Raw genomic sequence first — 16,480 nt, forward strand, 5'->3', positions numbered from 1 at the left:
CGACCTCCTCAACCAGCGAGAGCTGGTGTCAGATGTCCCGGAAGGTCTCGATGTTGGCGCCGAGCTCGTTGAGGCGCTCGGCGAGGTCCTCGTAGCCGCGGTGGATGACGTACGTCGAGCGCAGCACGCTGCGGCCCTTCGAGGCGAGCATCGCGATGAGCAGCACGACGGCCGGGCGCAGGGCGGGCGGGCAGACGATCTCGGCGCCGGAGAAGTGCGTCGGGCCCTCGATCAGCACGCGGTGCGGGTCGAGGAGCTTGACCTGGGCGCCGAGCTTGTTGAGCTCGGTGAGGTAGATGGCGCGGTTCTCGTAGACCCAGTCGTGCAGCAGCGTCTGGCCCTCGGCCACGGCGGCGATCACGGCGAAGAACGGCAGGTTGTCGATGTTGAGGCCGGGGAACGGCATCGGGTGGATCTTGTCGAGCGGCGCGCGGAGCTCGGAGGGATGCGTGGTGATGTCGACCAGCCGGGTCTCACCGTTGAGCGCGGCGTACTCGGGGGAGCGGTCGTAGCGGAAGCCCATCTCCTCCAGGGTCGCGAGCTCGATCTCGAGGAACTCGATCGGCACCCGGCGGATGGTGATGGAGGACTTGGTGACGATGGCGGCCGCGAGGAGCGACATCGCCTCGATCGGGTCCTCGGCGGGGGCGTAGTCGACGTCGACGTCGATGGACGACCTGCCCGTGACCTTGAGCGTCGTGGTGCCGATGCCCTCCACCACGACGCCGAGGCGCTGGAGGTAGAAGCACAGGTCCTGGACCATGTAGTTGGACGAGGCGTTGCGGATCACCGTGGTGCCCGGGTGGAGGGCGGCCGCCATCAGCGCGTTCTCGGTGACCGTGTCGCCGCGCTCGGTCAGCACGATCGGGCGGGACGGCTCGATGGTGCGGTTGACGCTGGCGTGGTAGCTGCCGTCGCTCGCCTTGACCTCGAGCCCGAAGGGACGCAGCGCCGACATGTGCGGCTCGACTGTGCGCTCACCGAGGTTGCAGCCGCCGGCGTAGGGGAGGTCGAACTCGTCGTAGCGGTGCAGCAGCGGGCCGAGGAACATGATCACCGAGCGCGTCCGTCGTGCTGCCGTCTCGTCGATCGCGGCCAGGTTGAGGTCCGCGGGCGGGATGATCTCCAGGTCGTTGTCGTCGCCCACCCAGCGGGTGGCCACGCCGAGGGAGTTGAGCACCTCGAGGAGGCGGTTGACCTCCTCGATGCGCGCGACCTTGCGCAGCGTCGTACGACCCTTGTTGAGCAGGGAGGCGCACAGCAGCGCCACGCCGGCGTTCTTGGAGGTCTTGACGTCGATCGAGCCGGACAGCGTCGTCGGACCGTCGACGCGCAGGTGGGTGGGCCCCGCGCCCAGGGCGACGATCTCCGAGTCGAGGGCCGCGCCGATGCGCGCGAGCATCTCGAGCGAGAGGTTCTGGTGGCCCTTCTCGATGCGGTTGATGGCGCTCTGGCTCGTGCCGAGCAGCTCTGCCAGCTGGTGCTGGGTGAGCCCGCGGTGCTTGCGGGCGTCGCGGATGAGGTTGCCGATGCGACCCTTGTAGTCAGCCATGCCGATCACGGTATCTCAGATATGAGATAAAGCCAGATCGGCACTCCGGGGTCGGACTGGGACGCTCGCCCCCAGGGAGGGGTCGGCTGCCGACCGCCGTGGCAGGATCGCCGCATGCGTGCAACCACCATCCATGCGCCCGGTGACATCCGCTTCGAGGACGTGCCCGACCCGCGGATCGAGCAGCCCACCGACGCCATCGTCAAGGTGGTCGCGGGCTGCATCTGCGGCTCCGACCTGTGGCCCTACCGCGGCGAGAACGACGTCACGGCGGGCTCGACCATCGGCCACGAGTGCGTCGGCGTCGTGGAGGAGGTGGGCTCGGACGTCTCGACCACCAAGGTCGGCGACTTCGTGATCGTGCCGTTCTGCCACTGCGACAACACCTGCGCCCACTGCCGTGCCGGCATGCAGTCGGCGTGCGTCAACCTCGGGGTCACCCAGAGCGGACAGGGCGAGTACGCCCGGGTGACCCAGGCCGACGGCAGCCTCGTCGCCACGGACGGGATGCCCGACGACGCGCTCATCCCGTCGCTGCTGGCCCTGACCGACGTGATGGCGACCGGGTGGCACGCCGCGGTCGCCGCAGGCGTGCAGCCCGGCCACACCGTCGTCGTGGTCGGCGACGGCGCGGTGGGCCTCAGCGGCGTCCTGGCCGCGGCCCAGATGGGCGCCGAGCGCGTGATCGCGATGTCGCGCCACGAGCCCCGCCAGGAGATCGCCCGCGCCTTCGGGGCGACCCACGTGGTCGCCGAGCGCGGCAAGGAGGGGGAGGCGCGCATCGCCGACCTCACCGACGGGGTGGGGGCCGACGCCGTCCTCGAGTGCGTCGGCACCGACGGCGCGATGAAGACGGCCTTCACTGTCGCCCGCCCGGGCTCGACCGTCGGCTTCGTCGGCGTGCCCCACGGTGTGGAGCTGCCGGTGCGCCGGATGTTCCAGAAGAACGTCGGCCTCGCCGGAGGCATGGCTCCCGTGCGTCGCTACCTGCCCGACCTGCTCGACCGCGTGCTGTCGGGTGCGATCGACCCGGGCAAGGTCTTCGACCTGACGCTGCCGATGGCCGAGTCGGCCGAGGGCTACAAGGCGATGGACGAGCGCCGCGCGATCAAGGTGCTCCTCCACCCATGACGACACCCGACGACCGACTGCTCCTGGGCCCGCTGCTCCGCTACGTCGACGAGACGTCGGCGAGCATCTGGGTCGAGACGGCCGCTCCCGCGGCCGTCACCGTCACCCGGGGCGCCGCCTCGGCAACCGCCCAGACGTTCGTGGTCCACGACCACCACTACGCCATCGTCGAGCTCGACGGCCTCGAGCCCGGCACCACCGACGCGTACTCCCTCGCGATCGACGACGACCGGGTCTGGCCGCCCGCGGGGTCGCCGTTCCCGGACCCCGTCATCGCCACCCTCGAGGCGGGACGTCCCCTCCACCTGTCGTTCGGCTCCTGCCGCACCTCGGTCTCCCACGACGAGAAGGGGAACAAGACCCACGGCGTCGACGCCCTGCGCGCGTGGGCGCTGCGCGTCGCCGGCCAGGTCGAGGCCGCCGACCCGTCCGACGCCGACCTCGACCCGGACCGGCTGCCCGACCTCGTGCTCTTCCTCGGCGACCAGGTCTACGCCGACGAGACCACCGACGCGATGCGGGAGTTCATCGAGTCGCGGCGCGACATCGAGCAGGCGCCCTGGACCGAGCTGAAGGACTACGAGGAGTACGCCCACCTCTACAAGCTCGCGTGGTCCGACCCCGCCAACCGGTGGCTGCTGTCGACCGTGCCCAGCGCGATGATCTTCGACGACCACGACATCCGCGACGACTGGAACACCTCGATGGACTGGCGCCGCGAGATGGAGGCCACGTCGTGGTGGCACGGTCGCATCGTCTCCGGCCTGGCGTCGTACTGGGTGTACCAGCACCTCGGCAACCTGTCGCCCGCCGAGCGGGAGAAGGACGAGGTGTACGCGCAGGTGCTGGCACACCGTGGCGACGCCGAGCAGGACCTCGGTCCGTTCCTCGACGAGTTCGCGGACCGGGTCGACCAGCAGCCCCAGACGTACCGGTGGAGCTACACCCGCGACTTCGACACGCAGGCCCGCCTCGTGGTCGTCGACTCGCGCGCAGCCCGCAAGCTCGACCCGGACGACCGCGCCCTGCTCGACGACGACGAGGCGGCCTGGCTCGACGAGCAGCTGCGCGGCGACGTCGATCACCTGCTGATCGGCACGTCGCTGCCCTTCCTGCTCGCCCGCGGCCTGCACCACCTCGAGGCGTTCAGCGAGGCGCTCGCGCAGGGCGCGTGGGGAGAGCGCGGCGGCCGGGCGGGGGAGAAGCTGCGCCAGCTGGTCGACCTCGAGCACTGGGGTGCGTTCCAGACCAGCTTCCAGCAGGTCGCCCAGCAGGCGATGGAGGTCGCTGCCGGGAAGCGCGGCCGGGCGCCGTCCACGGTCACGTTCCTCTCCGGCGACGTGCACCACAGCTACGTCAGCGAGGCCCGTCCCGCCCACGGTGGTCCGGCGTTCCGCTCGACCGTGCTGCAGGCGGTCTGCTCGCCGATCCGCAACCCGCTCTCTCGCAACATGCGTTTCGCGACGGCCGTGCTCTCCTACGGCGTCGCCGGTCCGTTGGGGCGGCTCGCGTCGAAGTCGGCGCGGGTGCCCGACGCGCCCCTCAGGTGGACCTACGCCGAGGGGCCGTGGTTCGACAACAACCTGGCCTTCCTCCGGCTGGCCGGACCGAGCCTGCGCATGTGGTGGGTCACCGGTGAGGTCGTGGACGACCACGACCGGCCGCGGCTGGCGAAGGTGGAGTCGTACGCCCTGGACGAGGACGGCAACCCGCCGCCGCGCGAGAGGTTCGTGGCCAAGGTCGGGCGTCGGGTCAGGCGGCGTGCGAAGGACGACTCGGTGCGCGAGCGCTGAGGTCCGACTCTGGGGTGGCGGCCGGCGGCTCAGGCGTTGCTGAGCATGCGGTCGCGTCCGTGGGCGCAGCTGCAGGTGTCCGAGCACGGCAGGTAGGTGTGACGACCGTGGCCGCACTCGCTGCACGGCAGGTCGTGAGAGAGGTGGACCGAGCTGGTCTCGACGGTGTCCCACATGCCGTCCACGGTCGCACCGCCGGGCGCGGTGCGGGCGGGAACCCGCCGGTAACGCCCGATCTGGGTCAGGAATGACCCGTTCGGGCCATGCCGGCGTGGCCCCGACACGCCACGCCCCGGTCCTAGGATCGCGGCATGGGCGCCCCTCCGAGCCTCGAGCTGACGCCGCGACAGGCTCGCCGCATCGCCGTGTGCGCCCAGCTGCTGGCCGCACCGCGGCCCGGCGACGTGCTCGAGGTGGTGCGACACCTCGGCTTCCTGCAGGTCGACCTCACCCGCGTCGTGGCCCAGCACGCCGACCTCGCCCTGTGGACCCGCCTCGGGAACGCGTACGAGCCGGAGGACCTCGAGGAGCTCGTCGGCGACGGCGCCCTCGTCGAGCTCCGGGCGATGCTGCTGCCCAGCGAGGACGTCGCGCTGCACCGCGCCGACATGGACGCCTGGCCCGGCGAGCCGCCCCTGAAGGAGTGGCAGGAGGACCTCGCCGACTGGGTGGCCGCCAACGACGGCTGTCGCCGCGACATCCTCGCGCTGCTGCGCGCGGAGGGCCCGACCGCCGCCCGTGACCTGCCGGACACCTGCGAGGTGCCCTGGCGCTCGACCGGGTGGACCAACGACAAGAACGTGATGAAGCTCCTCGAGTGCCTGGAGGCGCGTGGGGAGGTCGCGGTCGCCTCGCGCGAGGGGCGGGAGCGGCGCTGGGACCTCGCCGAGCGCGTCCACCCCGGCGACCCGGCCGTGCCCGCGGAGGAGGCGCACCAGACGCTTGCCGCCCGGCGACTGCGGGCGCTCGGCATCGCCCGCCCGCGGGCCCTGGAGGCGTGGGACGAGAGGTACGACGTCCGCGGCACGGGCGCGGCGGCCCGCGTCGACGGCGCGCGCGGGGTGTGGCGCGTGGACCCCGACCGGTTGGACGACCTCGACGACTTCGAGGGTCGCACCGCGATCCTGTCCCCGCTGGACCGGCTGGTCTTCGACCGGAAGCGGATGGAGGACGTGTTCGGCTTCGACTACCAGCTGGAGATGTACAAGCCCGCAGCGTCGCGCCAGTGGGGCTACTGGGCAATGCCGGTGCTCGACGGCGACGAGCTCGTCGGCAAGGTCGACGCGACGGCCGATCGAGAGGCAGGCGTGCTGATCGTCGACGCGGTGCACGAGGACGACGACTGGTCCGCGGCGCGGCGTCGGCGGGTGAATGCCGAGCTCGATGCGCTGGGGGAGTGGCTCGGGCTGGAGGTGGCGCGGTCCTGAGCGGCGCCTAGCTTCGGCGCAGGACGGCGAGGACGATCCGCTCGTCGGACTCGCCGACCGTCCCGTCGAGGTACGTGCCCTCGCCCAGCGGCGTACCCACGGTGCGGGCGACAGCGAGGTCGACCGTGCCCGCGAGCACGGTCGTGACGGCGCCGTCGTCGGTCACGGAGTCCACACGGGCGATGTCGGGCACGTCAGCGTCATCGCCACTACCGCTGCCGCGCACCTCCATGCGCGGCGGGATGTCGATCCTGCGGCCGTCCTCCTCGAAGAACATCTGCGACTGTCGCGCACCGGTGAGGATCGCTGCAACCAGGGTCCGTGCCCACACGGGGTCGCCGCACCCGTCGTAGACCCACCGTTCGCCGAGGACGGAGTGGGCGGTCGTGGTGATGAGGTGCGACTCGGCGCCGGCGAGCGGGGCGGCGCGGTAGGTCAGCGGGGTCTGCAGCACGGAGCCGTCCTCGGCTCGCCAGAGAATCGTCTCGACACCCACCTCGCCGTCGGGGTCGTCGAACCTGTACTCCGCGACCTTCCCGGCGATCGTGCGGCCCTCTGCCCACGGGCGGCTGGGCAACCAGGCCTCGACGAGCTCCTGCTTGGACGGCGACAACGTGGCCTTGTGCACGATTCCCATATCGGGACCCTAGGGCGGCGACCCCGTTTCAGTCCTGCTGCGCGGCGGACGTGTCGGCGCAGATGACGCCCCGGTTGCCCTCCTGGTCGGCGACCACGGTGAGCCCGGGCGCATCGCTGTCGTCGACGACGGTCCCGCCCGCGGCGACAGCGGCGGCGACCCGCTGCTCGACGACCTCGAGCGCCACGTAGACCTCGACGTGGAACCGCTGGCCCGAGGTCGCGTCGGCGGCGAGGTCGTCGAACCACAGGTTCGGGACGCGGCCCGTGGCGTCGCGCACCTCGTCGCTGGGCGAGCCCCGGCCCTGGGACGCGGCGTCGCCCGTCAGGAGGGCCGCCCACACGGGGGCGACCACGGCTGAGGCCGCCGCGTCGAGGCCGAGCTCGACCTCGCTGACCGAGGCGGGGTCGGCGTCCAGACCGTGCTCCGCTGCGATCTCGGTGACCCGGCGGGCGAGGTCGACGTCCTGCTGGGTCACCCACTCGACGACGTGCTCGGTGCCCTCGTCGTCGCGGTAGATCGCGTCGCCGGTGACCAGCTCGAGGTCGACCTGCCCCTGGCCGATCGTCACGCGCGGGTGGTGCCCGACCTCGTCGCCCGCCTCGCCCACCGCGGCGAGGAAGCGCACAGCGGTGGCGAAGTCCGCCGTCAGGTAGCGCGCGTGCAGTCCCTGCGCCAGCTTGCGCCACTCGGTCAGTCCGGCCTCGGCGATCTGTGCGCCCCGCAACATGTCCATGCTCCGCGACCCTAGCCCCGACGGGTCTCCGGCACCCGGCTACTCATCGAGCGTGAATCCGAGCGCCGACGCCAGCCGGCGTGGGTCGGCTGCGGCGATCGTGGCGCCCGGGTGGGTGATGGTGCCGGTGGGGTCGATCGCCGGGACGGGCTCGTGGAAGGTCAGGCAGAGGGCACGGTCGCCGTTCGTCGTGAACGAGACGCCGCGGTCGCTGAGCGACAGGTGCGGCGGACCCGCGGTGCGGTGCCACGCGAAACCACCGGAGAGCTCGGCCGAGGCGATGTTGGACCGCGGGGTCACCAGGCGCCACGGGCCGTAGCGGACGAAGAGCCACGCCGGGCCGACCTCCACCGTGGTCGAGGCCGGGGTGACGCCGAAGGCGCGTGCGGGGGCGACGTAGTTCGGTGCGAAGGCGAAGTCGAACGACTCCACGGCCTCGGGCGCACCCTCGCCGCCGGGCTCGCGCACGAGCCCGCGCAGCGCCGCACCGGCGGGCAGCCGGTAGGGCTGGAGCAGGGCAGCGGCGGGTGCAGGCACGCGGAGCATCGCCCGGCTGCCGCCGCCGGGCGCCGGGACGACGTGGTGGTCCATCGAGACCGCGGCGGGCCCACGTCCGACCCGCCAGGTCCACGACCGCAGGGCCGGGTCGACCCGGGTGACCTCGAAGTCGACGGCCACGCCGCCCGGACCGTGCACGCGACCCGTCGTACCGACGGCCAGCACGTCGTCGGACGCCTCGACCTCACGGATCAGCGGTGCCCAGGTCGGCCAGGTCTCGGGCGTGGTGAAGCGCAGCCACGACTCGTCGGCGGTGGCGGGACCGTGGGCGTCGACGAGCACGAGGCGCCCCCGCTCAGAGCTGCACGGTGTCGTTGTCGCCGAGGTCGGGCTTGTCGTCGCTGACGAGCCCCTTGGCCATCTGGACAGCGACGGCGACCTTGCCGGGGGACTCCCAGTACTCCGCCGTGGCGCCGTCGATGCGCAGCAGCACGTTGTCGGGGTCGTCCGGACCGCCGGACATGAAGGCGCCGGCGGAGGCGTCCCAGAGGTCGTGGAGCTTGGCACGGTCGTCACTGACGTGGGCGGTGCCGGTCAGCGAGACCCAGCCGGCCTTGCTGGAGTAGGACACGTTGACCCGCGGGTCGGCCTCGATGGCGCGCACCTTGTCGCTGCTGCGCTCGGTGAGGAACCAGGTGGTGCCCGGGTCCTCGAAGTCCTGCGTGCCCATCGGCGTGGAGACGAGGTGTCCGTCGAGCGACACGTAGGTCAGCACGGCGATGTCGGTCTCCTCCATGATCTCGGCAACGGTCGTGGTCCGGTCGTCGTGGGTGCTCATGTCTCGACACTGGCACGGTGGACAAACCGTGCACCCCACCCGAGGGGCGGGTGCCGGTCACACCAGGGGCGCGCGAGGCGTCGTACTGGCAGGATTGCCCCCGCCACGGGAGGGCTCGGGTCCGGCACGGCCGGCCCGTCAGACGACAGGCCACACACAGGGGAGACGCGCACCATGACCACCACACATCCGGCCGACGACCACGCGTTCCTCCGTGTCGAGGGAGCGCGGGAGAACAACCTCAAGAACGTCAGCATCGAGCTGCCCAAGCGCCGCCTGACCGTCTTCACCGGGGTGTCCGGCTCGGGCAAGAGCTCGCTGGTCTTCGCCACCATCGCGGCGGAGTCGCAGCGGATGATCAACGAGACCTACAGCGCGTTCGTGCAGGGCTTCATGCCCACCCTCGCGCGACCCGACGTCGACCACCTCGAGGGCCTCACCACGGCGATCATCGTCGACCAGGAGCGGATGGGCGCCAACCCGCGCTCCACGGTCGGCACCGCCACGGACGCCAACGCGATGCTGCGGATCCTCTTCAGCCGGCTCGGCGACCCGTACGTCGGCCCGCCGACGGCGTACTCCTTCAACGTCCCGACCCGCAAGGCGAGCGGGATGATGACCACCGAGAAGGGCGGGCGCACCGAGCGCCGGATCGCGAAGCAGGAGGTCTACCTCGGCGGCATGTGCCCGCGCTGCGAGGGCATGGGCAAGGTCAACGACATCGACCGCACGGCGCTCTACGACGAGAACAAGTCGCTCTCGGAAGGTGCGCTGACGGTGCCCGGCTACTCGATGGACGGGTGGTACGGCCGGCTGTTCGAGGGCATGGGGCTCCCGATGGACAAGCCGATCAAGTCGTTCACGAAGAAGCAGCTCGAGACGATGCTGTGGTCGGAGCCGACCAAGATCAAGGTCGAGGGGGTCAACCTGACCTTCACCGGCATGATCCCGCAGATCCAGAAGTCCATGCTCTCCAAGGACCCCGAGGCGATGCAGCCGCACATCCGTCGCTTCGTGGAGCGGGCGGTGACCTTCCAGACCTGCCCCGACTGCGACGGCACCCGCCTGACGCCGGAGGCGCGGAAGTCGAAGATCAACGACAAGTCGATCGCCGACCTGTGCGAGATGCAGATCAGCGACCTCGCCGACTGGGTGCGCGACCTCGACGAGCCGTCGGTGGCGCCGCTGCTGAAGGGCCTGCAGCACCTGCTCGACTCGTTCTCCGAGATCGGCCTGGGCTACCTCTCGCTCGACCGGCCGGCCGGCACGCTGTCGGGCGGTGAGGCCCAGCGCACCAAGATGATCCGTCACCTCGGGTCGTCGCTCACCGACATCACCTACGTCTTCGACGAGCCGACGATCGGGCTGCACCCGCACGACATCGAGCGGATGAACAACCTGCTCCTGCAGCTGCGCGACAAGGGCAACACCGTGCTCGTCGTGGAGCACAAGCCCGAGACCATCGGTATCGCCGACCACGTGGTCGACATCGGCCCCGCGGCCGGAGCAGCGGGCGGGAGCATCTGCTTCGAGGGCGACGTCGACGGCCTCCGCAGGAGCGACACCATCACCGGCAAGCACCTCGACGACCGCGCACGGCTCAAGGAGTCGGTGCGGGAGCCGTCCGGGACGATGGAGGTGCGGGGGGCGAGCACGCACAACCTGCGTGACGTGGACGTCGACGTCCCACTCGGCCTGCTGACCGTCGTCACCGGGGTCGCCGGGTCGGGCAAGAGCTCGCTGATCCACGGCTCGCTGGCCGGCCGCGACGAGGTCATCGTCATCGACCAGGGCGCGATCAAGGGGTCACGCCGGAGCAACCCTGCGACCTACACCGGTCTCCTGGATCCGATCCGCAAGGCGTTCGCCAAGGCCAACGGCGTCAAGCCCGCGCTCTTCAGCTCCAACTCCGAGGGGGCCTGCCCGACCTGCAACGGCGCCGGCGTGATCTTCACCGAGCTCGGTCCGATGGCGACGGTGGAGTCGCCGTGCGAGGAGTGCGAGGGTCGCCGCTTCCGGGCCGAGGTGCTCGAGCACACCCTGGGCGGCAAGGACATCGCCGAGGTCCACGAGATGTCGGTCGTGGACGCGCGCGCCCACTTCAGCGAGGGCGAGGCCAAGATCCCGGCCGCGGTGAAGATCCTCGACCGGCTCGCCGACGTGGGCCTGGGCTACCTCTCCCTCGGCCAGCCGCTGACCACGCTGTCCGGCGGCGAGCGCCAGCGCCTCAAGCTCGCCACGCAGATGGGGGAGAAGGGCGACGTCTACATCCTCGACGAGCCCACCACGGGCCTGCACCTCGCCGACGTGCAGAACCTCCTGGGCCTCCTCGACCGCCTCGTCGACGCCGGCAAGTCCGTCATCGTCATCGAGCACCACCAGGCCGTGATGGCCCACGCCGACTGGATCATCGACCTCGGTCCCGGGGCGGGCCACGACGGCGGCACCGTCGTGTTCGAGGGTCCGCCGGCCGACATGGTGGCGGCGAAGAAGCCGACGCTGACCGGCAAGCACCTCGCGGCCTACATCGGCGCCTGACGCTGCTGCTCGGCTGCTCCGCTAGGCCTGGCAGACCGGGCACCAGAACAGGCGCCGGGCCGCGATCTGCGTGTCCTGGACGGGCGTCCCACAGATCCGGCAAGGCAGCTCGGCGCGCCCGTAGACGTAGTGGGCGTCGATGCGGCGCGGGCGGCCCGACGGACGCTCGCGGTCGGCGGGCAGCGTCGTGATGATCCGTCCCGCCCGGACGCCGGCGCGCAGCAGCACCACGAGGTCGTCCCACAGCGCGTGCAGGACGGCCGCGTCGTGGAGGCGCCCCGGACGCAGCGGGTCGAGCCGCTGCCGGAAGAGCACCTCGGCGCGGTAGACGTTGCCGACGCCGGCCACGACCGACTGGTCCATCAGGAGGGTGGCGACCGGGGCGCGGCTGCGCAGCACCCTGGCGACGAACGCCTCGGCGTCCGGACGCCGCCGCAACGGGTCGGGACCGAGCCTGGCCAGGACGACCTTGCGCTCCACGTCGGTGAGCACCTCGCACGCGGTCGGTCCACGCAGCTCCAGCCAGTGGCCGCCGCCCACGAGCCGGAGCCGCAGGGCGCCACGCGCGGCCGGCGCCGGGAGCATTCCGTCGCGGAACTTCCCGTAGAGGCCCAGGTGAACGTGCAGCCACAGGTCGTCGTAGCGGTGGAACAGGTGCTTGCCCCACGCGTCGGTCGCGCCGAGGACGCGACCGTCGAGCAGGCTCGCGCCGTCCTCGAAGCGGCCCTGCGGGCTGTCGGCGGACACGTGCTGCCCGCCCAGCAGCCGGGCATGGCGGCGGGCGAGTCGGTGGATGGTGTGTCCCTCTGGCACCGGGTGATCGTCGCCGACGAGACCGGCCGGTCGTCACACCCCTCGGGTGCCAGACTCTGGGCATGACCCGCACGGACCTCCGCACCGCCATCGCCGAGCGCCCCGTCGTCCTCGACGGCGGCCTCGCCACGCTGCTCGAGGAGCACGGCCACGACCTGTCGAGCGACCTGTGGTCGGCACGACTGCTGCGCGACGACCCGGCGGCCATCGAGCGGGCCCACCGGGAGTTCTTCACGGCCGGCGCCGACGTGGCCACGACATCGTCGTACCAGGTGTCGTTCGAGGGCTTCGGCGCCGAGGGGGCGGACCGCGACCAGGTCGAGCGCCTGCTGCGCCGGAGCGTCGAGCTGGCCGCGGCCGCGCGTGACGCCGTGGCGCCCGATGGATGGGTGGCCGCCTCGGTCGGGCCGTACGGCGCGGTGCTGGCCGACGGCTCGGAGTACCGCGGCGACTACGACCTCGACGTGGCCGGGCTCCGGGCGTTCCACCGACCGCGGCTCGACGTGCTCGCCTCGACCGTGGGGGAGCACGCCGACCTGCTCGCGATCGAGACCGTCCCCTGCATGGCCGAGGTCGAGGCTGTGCTCGCCGAGCTCGACGGCAGCGGCGTACCGGCGTGGCTGTCGCTGTCCACCGCCAACGGGCTCACCCGGGCCGGCGAGCCCATCGGCGAGGCGTTCGCGATGGCGGCCGACGTCGCCGAGGTCGTCGCCGTCGGGGTGAACTGCTCATCGCCAGCCGACGCCGGCGCTGCCGTGCCGGTCGCGGGGGCGCACGGCCCCGCGGTCGTCTACCCCAACTCCGGACAGGGCTGGAACGCCGCGACCCGGTCGTGGGAGGGCCGCTCGGCGTTCGACCCGGCCGACGTCGCGGCCTGGGTGGCAGCGGGCGCGCGCCTCGTCGGCGGGTGCTGCCGCGTCGGCACCGCCGACATCACCGCCCTGCGGGCCACCCTCGCCCGCACCGATCTCACGTCGTGAGCACCACCAGCCGTTGCGTGGCGCGGGTCATCGCGACGTAGCGGTCCACCGCGCCGGCCACGCCGTCCCCGAAGCCGTCGGGGTCGACGAGCACGACGAGGTCGAACTCGAGCCCCTTGACCAGCTCGGGCGTGAGTGAGCGGACGCGACCGCCCCAGCGCTGGTCGAGAGCGGCGTCCGGGCCACCCTCCGCAGACCGGCCGCGCTCGACGACCACCGCCGTGCCCTCGGCGTGCTCGGCCAACCAGCCGTCGATGATCGCATCGCCTTCGGCGACGGGCGCGTGGAGCACGGGGATCCCGCTCTGGCGGACCGACGTGGGCACGTTGGCCGCGGGGAGCGCGGCACGGATCACCGGCGCGGCCTCGGCCATCACCTCGGTCGGCGTGCGGTAGTTGACGGTCAGTGGCGCGACGGTGACGTCCGTGAGGCCGACGCGTGCCAGCCGCTCCGTCCACGTCTCGGCGAWGCCGTGGCGGGCCTGGGCGCGGTCGCCGACGACGGTGAGGCTGCGCGAGGGGCAGCGACGCAGCAGCATCGCCCACTCGGCGTCGCTGAGCTCCTGCGCCTCGTCGACGACGACGTGGGCGAACGGCCCGGTCAGGAGGTCGACGTCGGACGTCGGGAGCGCCGCGTCGTCGACCAGCGCCGTCTGCAGGTCGTCGTGGACGAGCATCGACACCAGGCCGTCGCCGAGCTCGTCGGCGCCCGTCTCGCGCGCCGTGGTGCGCAGGTCGTCGATCACCTCGCCCATCCGGGCGCGCTCGCGGGCCTCGGCGGCCTGCGTACGCCGTCGCCGCTGCGACGCCTCGGGATCGCCGAGCCGCAGCCGGGCGGCGTCGAGCAGCGGAAGGTCGGCGTACGTCCACGCCTCGGGGTCGTCGCGACGCAGGGCCCGCACCTCCTCGGGCTCGAGCCAGGGAGCGCAGTGGCGCAGGTAGGCCGGCACCGTCCAGAGGTCGCCGACGAGGTCGGTGTGCTCGATCAGGGGCCAGGACCGGTCGAAGGTGTCGCGCAGCCCGGCGTGGCGGTCGAGGACGCGCCGGAGCTCGTCGGGGGAGAGGTCCTCGACGACGTCCGCTGCCTTGTCGACGAGGATCGTGAGGACCTCGTCCCAGACGTCGTCGCGGGCGAGGTTGTGGGGGGTGCCCGGGTCGGGGGAGTCGAAGGCCTCGGCCCACTCGGACGCGCTGATCCGGACGTCGCCCCAGGCGGTCTCGACGAGGTACGACTCCCTGGGCGGCTCCTCGTAGAGCGCCACAGCCGGCTCGATCGACTCGACCATCCGCAGGTCGGCCTTGAGCGCGGCGACCTGCGCGTCGCCCTCGGGCCCGCGGGCCGCCTCCGGCACCAGGTCGCGGACGGTGCAGGTCTGCACGCCTTCCTCCCCGAGGCTCGGCAGCACGTCGCCGACGTAGGCGAGGTACGGCGCGTGCGGGCCCACGAAGAGCACGCCACCGCGCCGGTGGCCCAGCCGCGGATCGGCGTAGAGCAGGTACGCGGTGCGGTGCAGCGCGACGACCGTCTTGCCGGTGCCGGGACCACCGTCGACGACCAGGGCCCCGCGCGACCCGGCCCGGACGATGGCGTCCTGGTCGGCCTGGATGGTGCCCAGCACGTCGCGCATCCGGGGCGTACGGCTCCCACCGAGGGTGGCGATGAAGGCCGACTGGTCGTCGAGGGCCGCGGTGTGGGTCAGTCCCTCCTCGGTGAACGCCTCGTCCCAGTAGTCGACGATCCTCCCCGCCACCCAGCGGTAGCGACGCCGGCTCACCAGGCCCTGAGGGTGCGCGTGGGTCGCGGCGAAGAACGGCTCGGCGGCGGGTGAGCGCCAGTCGACGAGCAACCGGCGGCCGTCGGCGTCGGCGAGCCCGAACCGTCCGATGTACGTCGTCTCGTCGTCGCCCTTCTCAGGGGTGGTGTGGACGATGCGGCCGAGGCAGAGGTCGAGGTCGTAGCGGCGCAGGGCTCGCAGCCGGGTGGTCAGCCGGTGCACCTCCTGGTCGCGCTCGAGGGCGGCGGTGCCGTGACGCACCGCGGTCCGTCGCACCTCCGCCAGGCGCTGCTCGAGGTCGGCGATCGCCCGCTCGAGCCCGGTGGCGATCCGGGTGAAGTGCTCCCTGTCGCGGTCGATCAGGGACGGGTCGGACTTGGCCGCGAGGGTGCGGGGAAGAGCGAAAGGAGTGATGTCGTGGGGAGTGTCGTGGTGGTGGTCCTGCTGCGTCACGCCGTGCAGTGTGGAGGCTGACCAGGGCCTTGCGGCAAGCCCCCTGATGGCCTATACGTTGAGAGTGGAGGCAGTCCAGGCCGTTGGATCGGTCCCGATCCTGGAGGCCATGGGGATCCGCGTCGTCGAGGTCCGGCCGGGTTTCGCCGCGGCCGACCTGCCGCCGGAGCCCAACGTGAACCACTTCGGCGTCACCTACGCGGGCTCCCTGTTCAGCGTCGCCGAGATGCTGGGCGGACTGCTGAGCCTGACCACCTTCGACCTCGAGGGCGAGCTCGCCGGGTTCGTGCCGCTCGTCAAGGAGTCCTCGATCCGGTTCCGTCGGCCCGCGCTGGGCGTCGTACGCGCCTCGGCGTCGCTGTCGGAGGACGAGGTCGCGCGGGTGCGTGCCGACGCGCTGGAGACGGGCCGTGGCGAGTTCGTGCTCGAGGCGACGCTCACCGACACCGCAGGCGAGGTCGTGGCGACGACCGTCGGGACCTACCAGCTCCGACGTCTCGGGTGAGGCGGGATCGTCCCGTGCCGGAGCTGCCCAGGTTCGTCCTGCACGACCACCGCCGCCCGAGCCCGCACTTCGACCTGCGGCTCGAGGAGAACGGCGTGCTGCGCAGCTGGGCGGTGCCCAAGGGGCTGCCGGAGGACGGGCGGCACGACCGCCTGGCCATCGCTGTCGACGACCACGACCTGGACCACGTCGACTACGAGGACGAGCACAAGCTCGTCGCCGACACCGGGACGTGGGAAGAACATTCGCGCGACGAGCGACGACTCGTCCTCACCCTGCACGGTCGTGAGGTCTCCCGGCGCTTGGCGCTGATCCACACCGGCGGCTCGCAGTGGCTGCTCCACCTGACCAAGGAGCAACCTGCCGCCAGCCGGAAGATCGCGGAGGCGTGAGGTCACCAGGTGACACTGGGGCTCCGCGATCATCGACCGATCGTCAACAGGGGTTGACAGCATGCGTTATGTCAACGACAGTTGACGCATGAGGACCGCCGTCGATGCCCAGGACCCGGGGGAGGAAAACCCCCTGGAAGAGCTCATGCGCATCTCCCGCGCCAAGCACGAGCTGGCCGCAGCCGAGGCCGTCGCCGTACGACGAGCTCGCATCCACGGTTTCTCGTGGGCGGAGATCGGCACGATGCTCGGCGTCTCCAAGCAGGCCATGCACAAGAAGTACGGCAAGTAAGTTCGCCTAGGTCACGGCCCACGCCGGCGGCCCACGTCCTCGGGCCCAGATGACCGGGGAACGACAGCTTGCCCAGGACGAGCCCGGTTTCCCGATGTGGCTGGCTGTGACGAGCGAAGGC

At 71.9% G+C, this 16,480-nt stretch carries 16 protein-coding genes; 8 read left to right on the forward strand and 8 right to left on the reverse strand.

The features are described 5' to 3' along the window. Window positions 1–28: 28 nt before the first annotated feature. The gene (locus AC1DP1_RS12880) at window positions 29–1,552 is read right to left on the reverse strand and encodes a helix-turn-helix domain-containing protein (protein ID WP_477507176.1); all 1,524 of its coding nucleotides are present in this window, start codon (window positions 1,550–1,552) and stop codon (window positions 29–31) included. Between the two features lie 114 nt (window positions 1,553–1,666). On the opposite strand from AC1DP1_RS12880, the gene AC1DP1_RS12885 reads away from it, so the two are divergent. Together AC1DP1_RS12885 and AC1DP1_RS12890 are read left to right on the forward strand one after the other, a co-directional pair. Further along, window positions 1,667–2,683, forward strand: a complete 1,017-nt coding sequence (locus AC1DP1_RS12885) for a zinc-dependent alcohol dehydrogenase family protein (protein ID WP_457190126.1) — start codon at window positions 1,667–1,669, stop codon at window positions 2,681–2,683. Further along, window positions 2,680–4,476 (forward strand): alkaline phosphatase D family protein, encoded by a 1,797-nt coding sequence (locus AC1DP1_RS12890; RefSeq protein WP_477507177.1) that lies wholly within the window; start codon window positions 2,680–2,682, stop codon window positions 4,474–4,476. Before AC1DP1_RS12885 ends, AC1DP1_RS12890 begins: the two co-directional genes overlap by 4 nt. Window positions 4,477–4,505: 29 nt before the next feature. Here the strand turns inward: AC1DP1_RS12890 and AC1DP1_RS12895 are convergent, their stop codons facing one another. Beyond that, complete coding sequence (locus AC1DP1_RS12895) at window positions 4,506–4,652, reverse strand: hypothetical protein (RefSeq protein ID WP_300053402.1); 147 nt, start codon at window positions 4,650–4,652, stop codon at window positions 4,506–4,508. A gap of 135 nt (window positions 4,653–4,787) precedes the next feature. Here AC1DP1_RS12895 and AC1DP1_RS12900 point away from each other — a divergent pair, with 135 nt between their 5' ends. After that, complete coding sequence (locus AC1DP1_RS12900; RefSeq protein ID WP_477507178.1) at window positions 4,788–5,903, forward strand: DNA glycosylase AlkZ-like family protein; 1,116 nt, start codon at window positions 4,788–4,790, stop codon at window positions 5,901–5,903. Window positions 5,904–5,910: 7 nt separating this feature from the next. Here AC1DP1_RS12900 and AC1DP1_RS12905 read toward each other — a convergent pair whose 3' ends face one another. From AC1DP1_RS12905 to AC1DP1_RS12920, 4 genes are read right to left on the reverse strand one after another with little or no spacing between them, the layout of a single operon-like run. Continuing rightward, the gene (locus AC1DP1_RS12905) at window positions 5,911–6,540 is read right to left on the reverse strand and encodes a CG0192-related protein (protein WP_477507179.1); all 630 of its coding nucleotides are present in this window, start codon (window positions 6,538–6,540) and stop codon (window positions 5,911–5,913) included. A 28-nt stretch (window positions 6,541–6,568) separates the two neighbouring features. Beyond that, window positions 6,569–7,276 (reverse strand): 4a-hydroxytetrahydrobiopterin dehydratase, encoded by a 708-nt coding sequence (locus AC1DP1_RS12910; protein WP_477507180.1) that lies wholly within the window; start codon window positions 7,274–7,276, stop codon window positions 6,569–6,571. A 39-nt stretch (window positions 7,277–7,315) separates the two neighbouring features. Then, window positions 7,316–8,116 carry an SRPBCC family protein gene (locus AC1DP1_RS12915; RefSeq protein ID WP_477507181.1) on the reverse strand — a complete coding sequence of 267 codons (801 nt, stop codon included), beginning with the start codon at window positions 8,114–8,116 and terminating at the stop codon, window positions 7,316–7,318. 13 nt (window positions 8,117–8,129) lie between these two features. Further along, on the reverse strand, window positions 8,130–8,612 hold the full coding sequence (locus tag AC1DP1_RS12920) for a pyridoxamine 5'-phosphate oxidase family protein (protein WP_477507182.1): 483 nt from the start codon (window positions 8,610–8,612) through the stop codon (window positions 8,130–8,132). Window positions 8,613–8,786: 174 nt separating this feature from the next. Here AC1DP1_RS12920 and AC1DP1_RS12925 point away from each other — a divergent pair, with 174 nt between their 5' ends. Then, entirely contained in the window at window positions 8,787–11,150 is a 2,364-nt protein-coding gene (locus AC1DP1_RS12925; protein WP_477507183.1) for an ATP-binding cassette domain-containing protein, read from the forward strand. A gap of 21 nt (window positions 11,151–11,171) precedes the next feature. On the opposite strand, the gene AC1DP1_RS12930 is transcribed toward AC1DP1_RS12925, so the two are convergent. Continuing rightward, a complete protein-coding gene (locus tag AC1DP1_RS12930) occupies window positions 11,172–11,963 on the reverse strand; it encodes an Fpg/Nei family DNA glycosylase (RefSeq protein WP_477507184.1) in 792 nt (263 codons plus the stop codon). A gap of 62 nt (window positions 11,964–12,025) precedes the next feature. Here AC1DP1_RS12930 and mmuM point away from each other — a divergent pair, with 62 nt between their 5' ends. Further along, on the forward strand, window positions 12,026–12,943 hold the full coding sequence (gene mmuM, locus AC1DP1_RS12935; RefSeq protein WP_477507185.1) for a homocysteine S-methyltransferase: 918 nt from the start codon (window positions 12,026–12,028) through the stop codon (window positions 12,941–12,943). Here the strand turns inward: mmuM and helR are convergent. Next, window positions 12,933–15,170 (reverse strand): RNA polymerase recycling motor ATPase HelR, encoded by a 2,238-nt coding sequence (gene helR / locus AC1DP1_RS12940; RefSeq protein WP_477507186.1) that lies wholly within the window; start codon window positions 15,168–15,170, stop codon window positions 12,933–12,935. The genes mmuM and helR overlap by 11 nt on opposite strands. A gap of 46 nt (window positions 15,171–15,216) precedes the next feature. On the opposite strand from helR, the gene AC1DP1_RS12945 reads away from it, so the two are divergent. From AC1DP1_RS12945 to AC1DP1_RS12955, 3 genes are all read left to right on the forward strand, one after another. Next, window positions 15,217–15,675, forward strand: coding sequence for a PaaI family thioesterase (locus AC1DP1_RS12945; RefSeq protein ID WP_477507187.1), 459 nt, complete (start codon window positions 15,217–15,219; stop codon window positions 15,673–15,675). 14 nt (window positions 15,676–15,689) lie between these two features. After that, on the forward strand, window positions 15,690–16,067 hold the full coding sequence (locus tag AC1DP1_RS12950; protein ID WP_477507188.1) for a DNA polymerase ligase N-terminal domain-containing protein: 378 nt from the start codon (window positions 15,690–15,692) through the stop codon (window positions 16,065–16,067). 88 nt (window positions 16,068–16,155) lie between these two features. After that, window positions 16,156–16,359: a hypothetical protein gene (locus tag AC1DP1_RS12955; RefSeq protein WP_457192357.1), complete on the forward strand. Its 204-nt coding sequence runs from the start codon at window positions 16,156–16,158 to the stop codon at window positions 16,357–16,359. Window positions 16,360–16,480 lie beyond the last annotated feature (121 nt).

The sequence above is a fragment of the Nocardioides sp. P4_G10 genome (assembly GCF_056401175.1).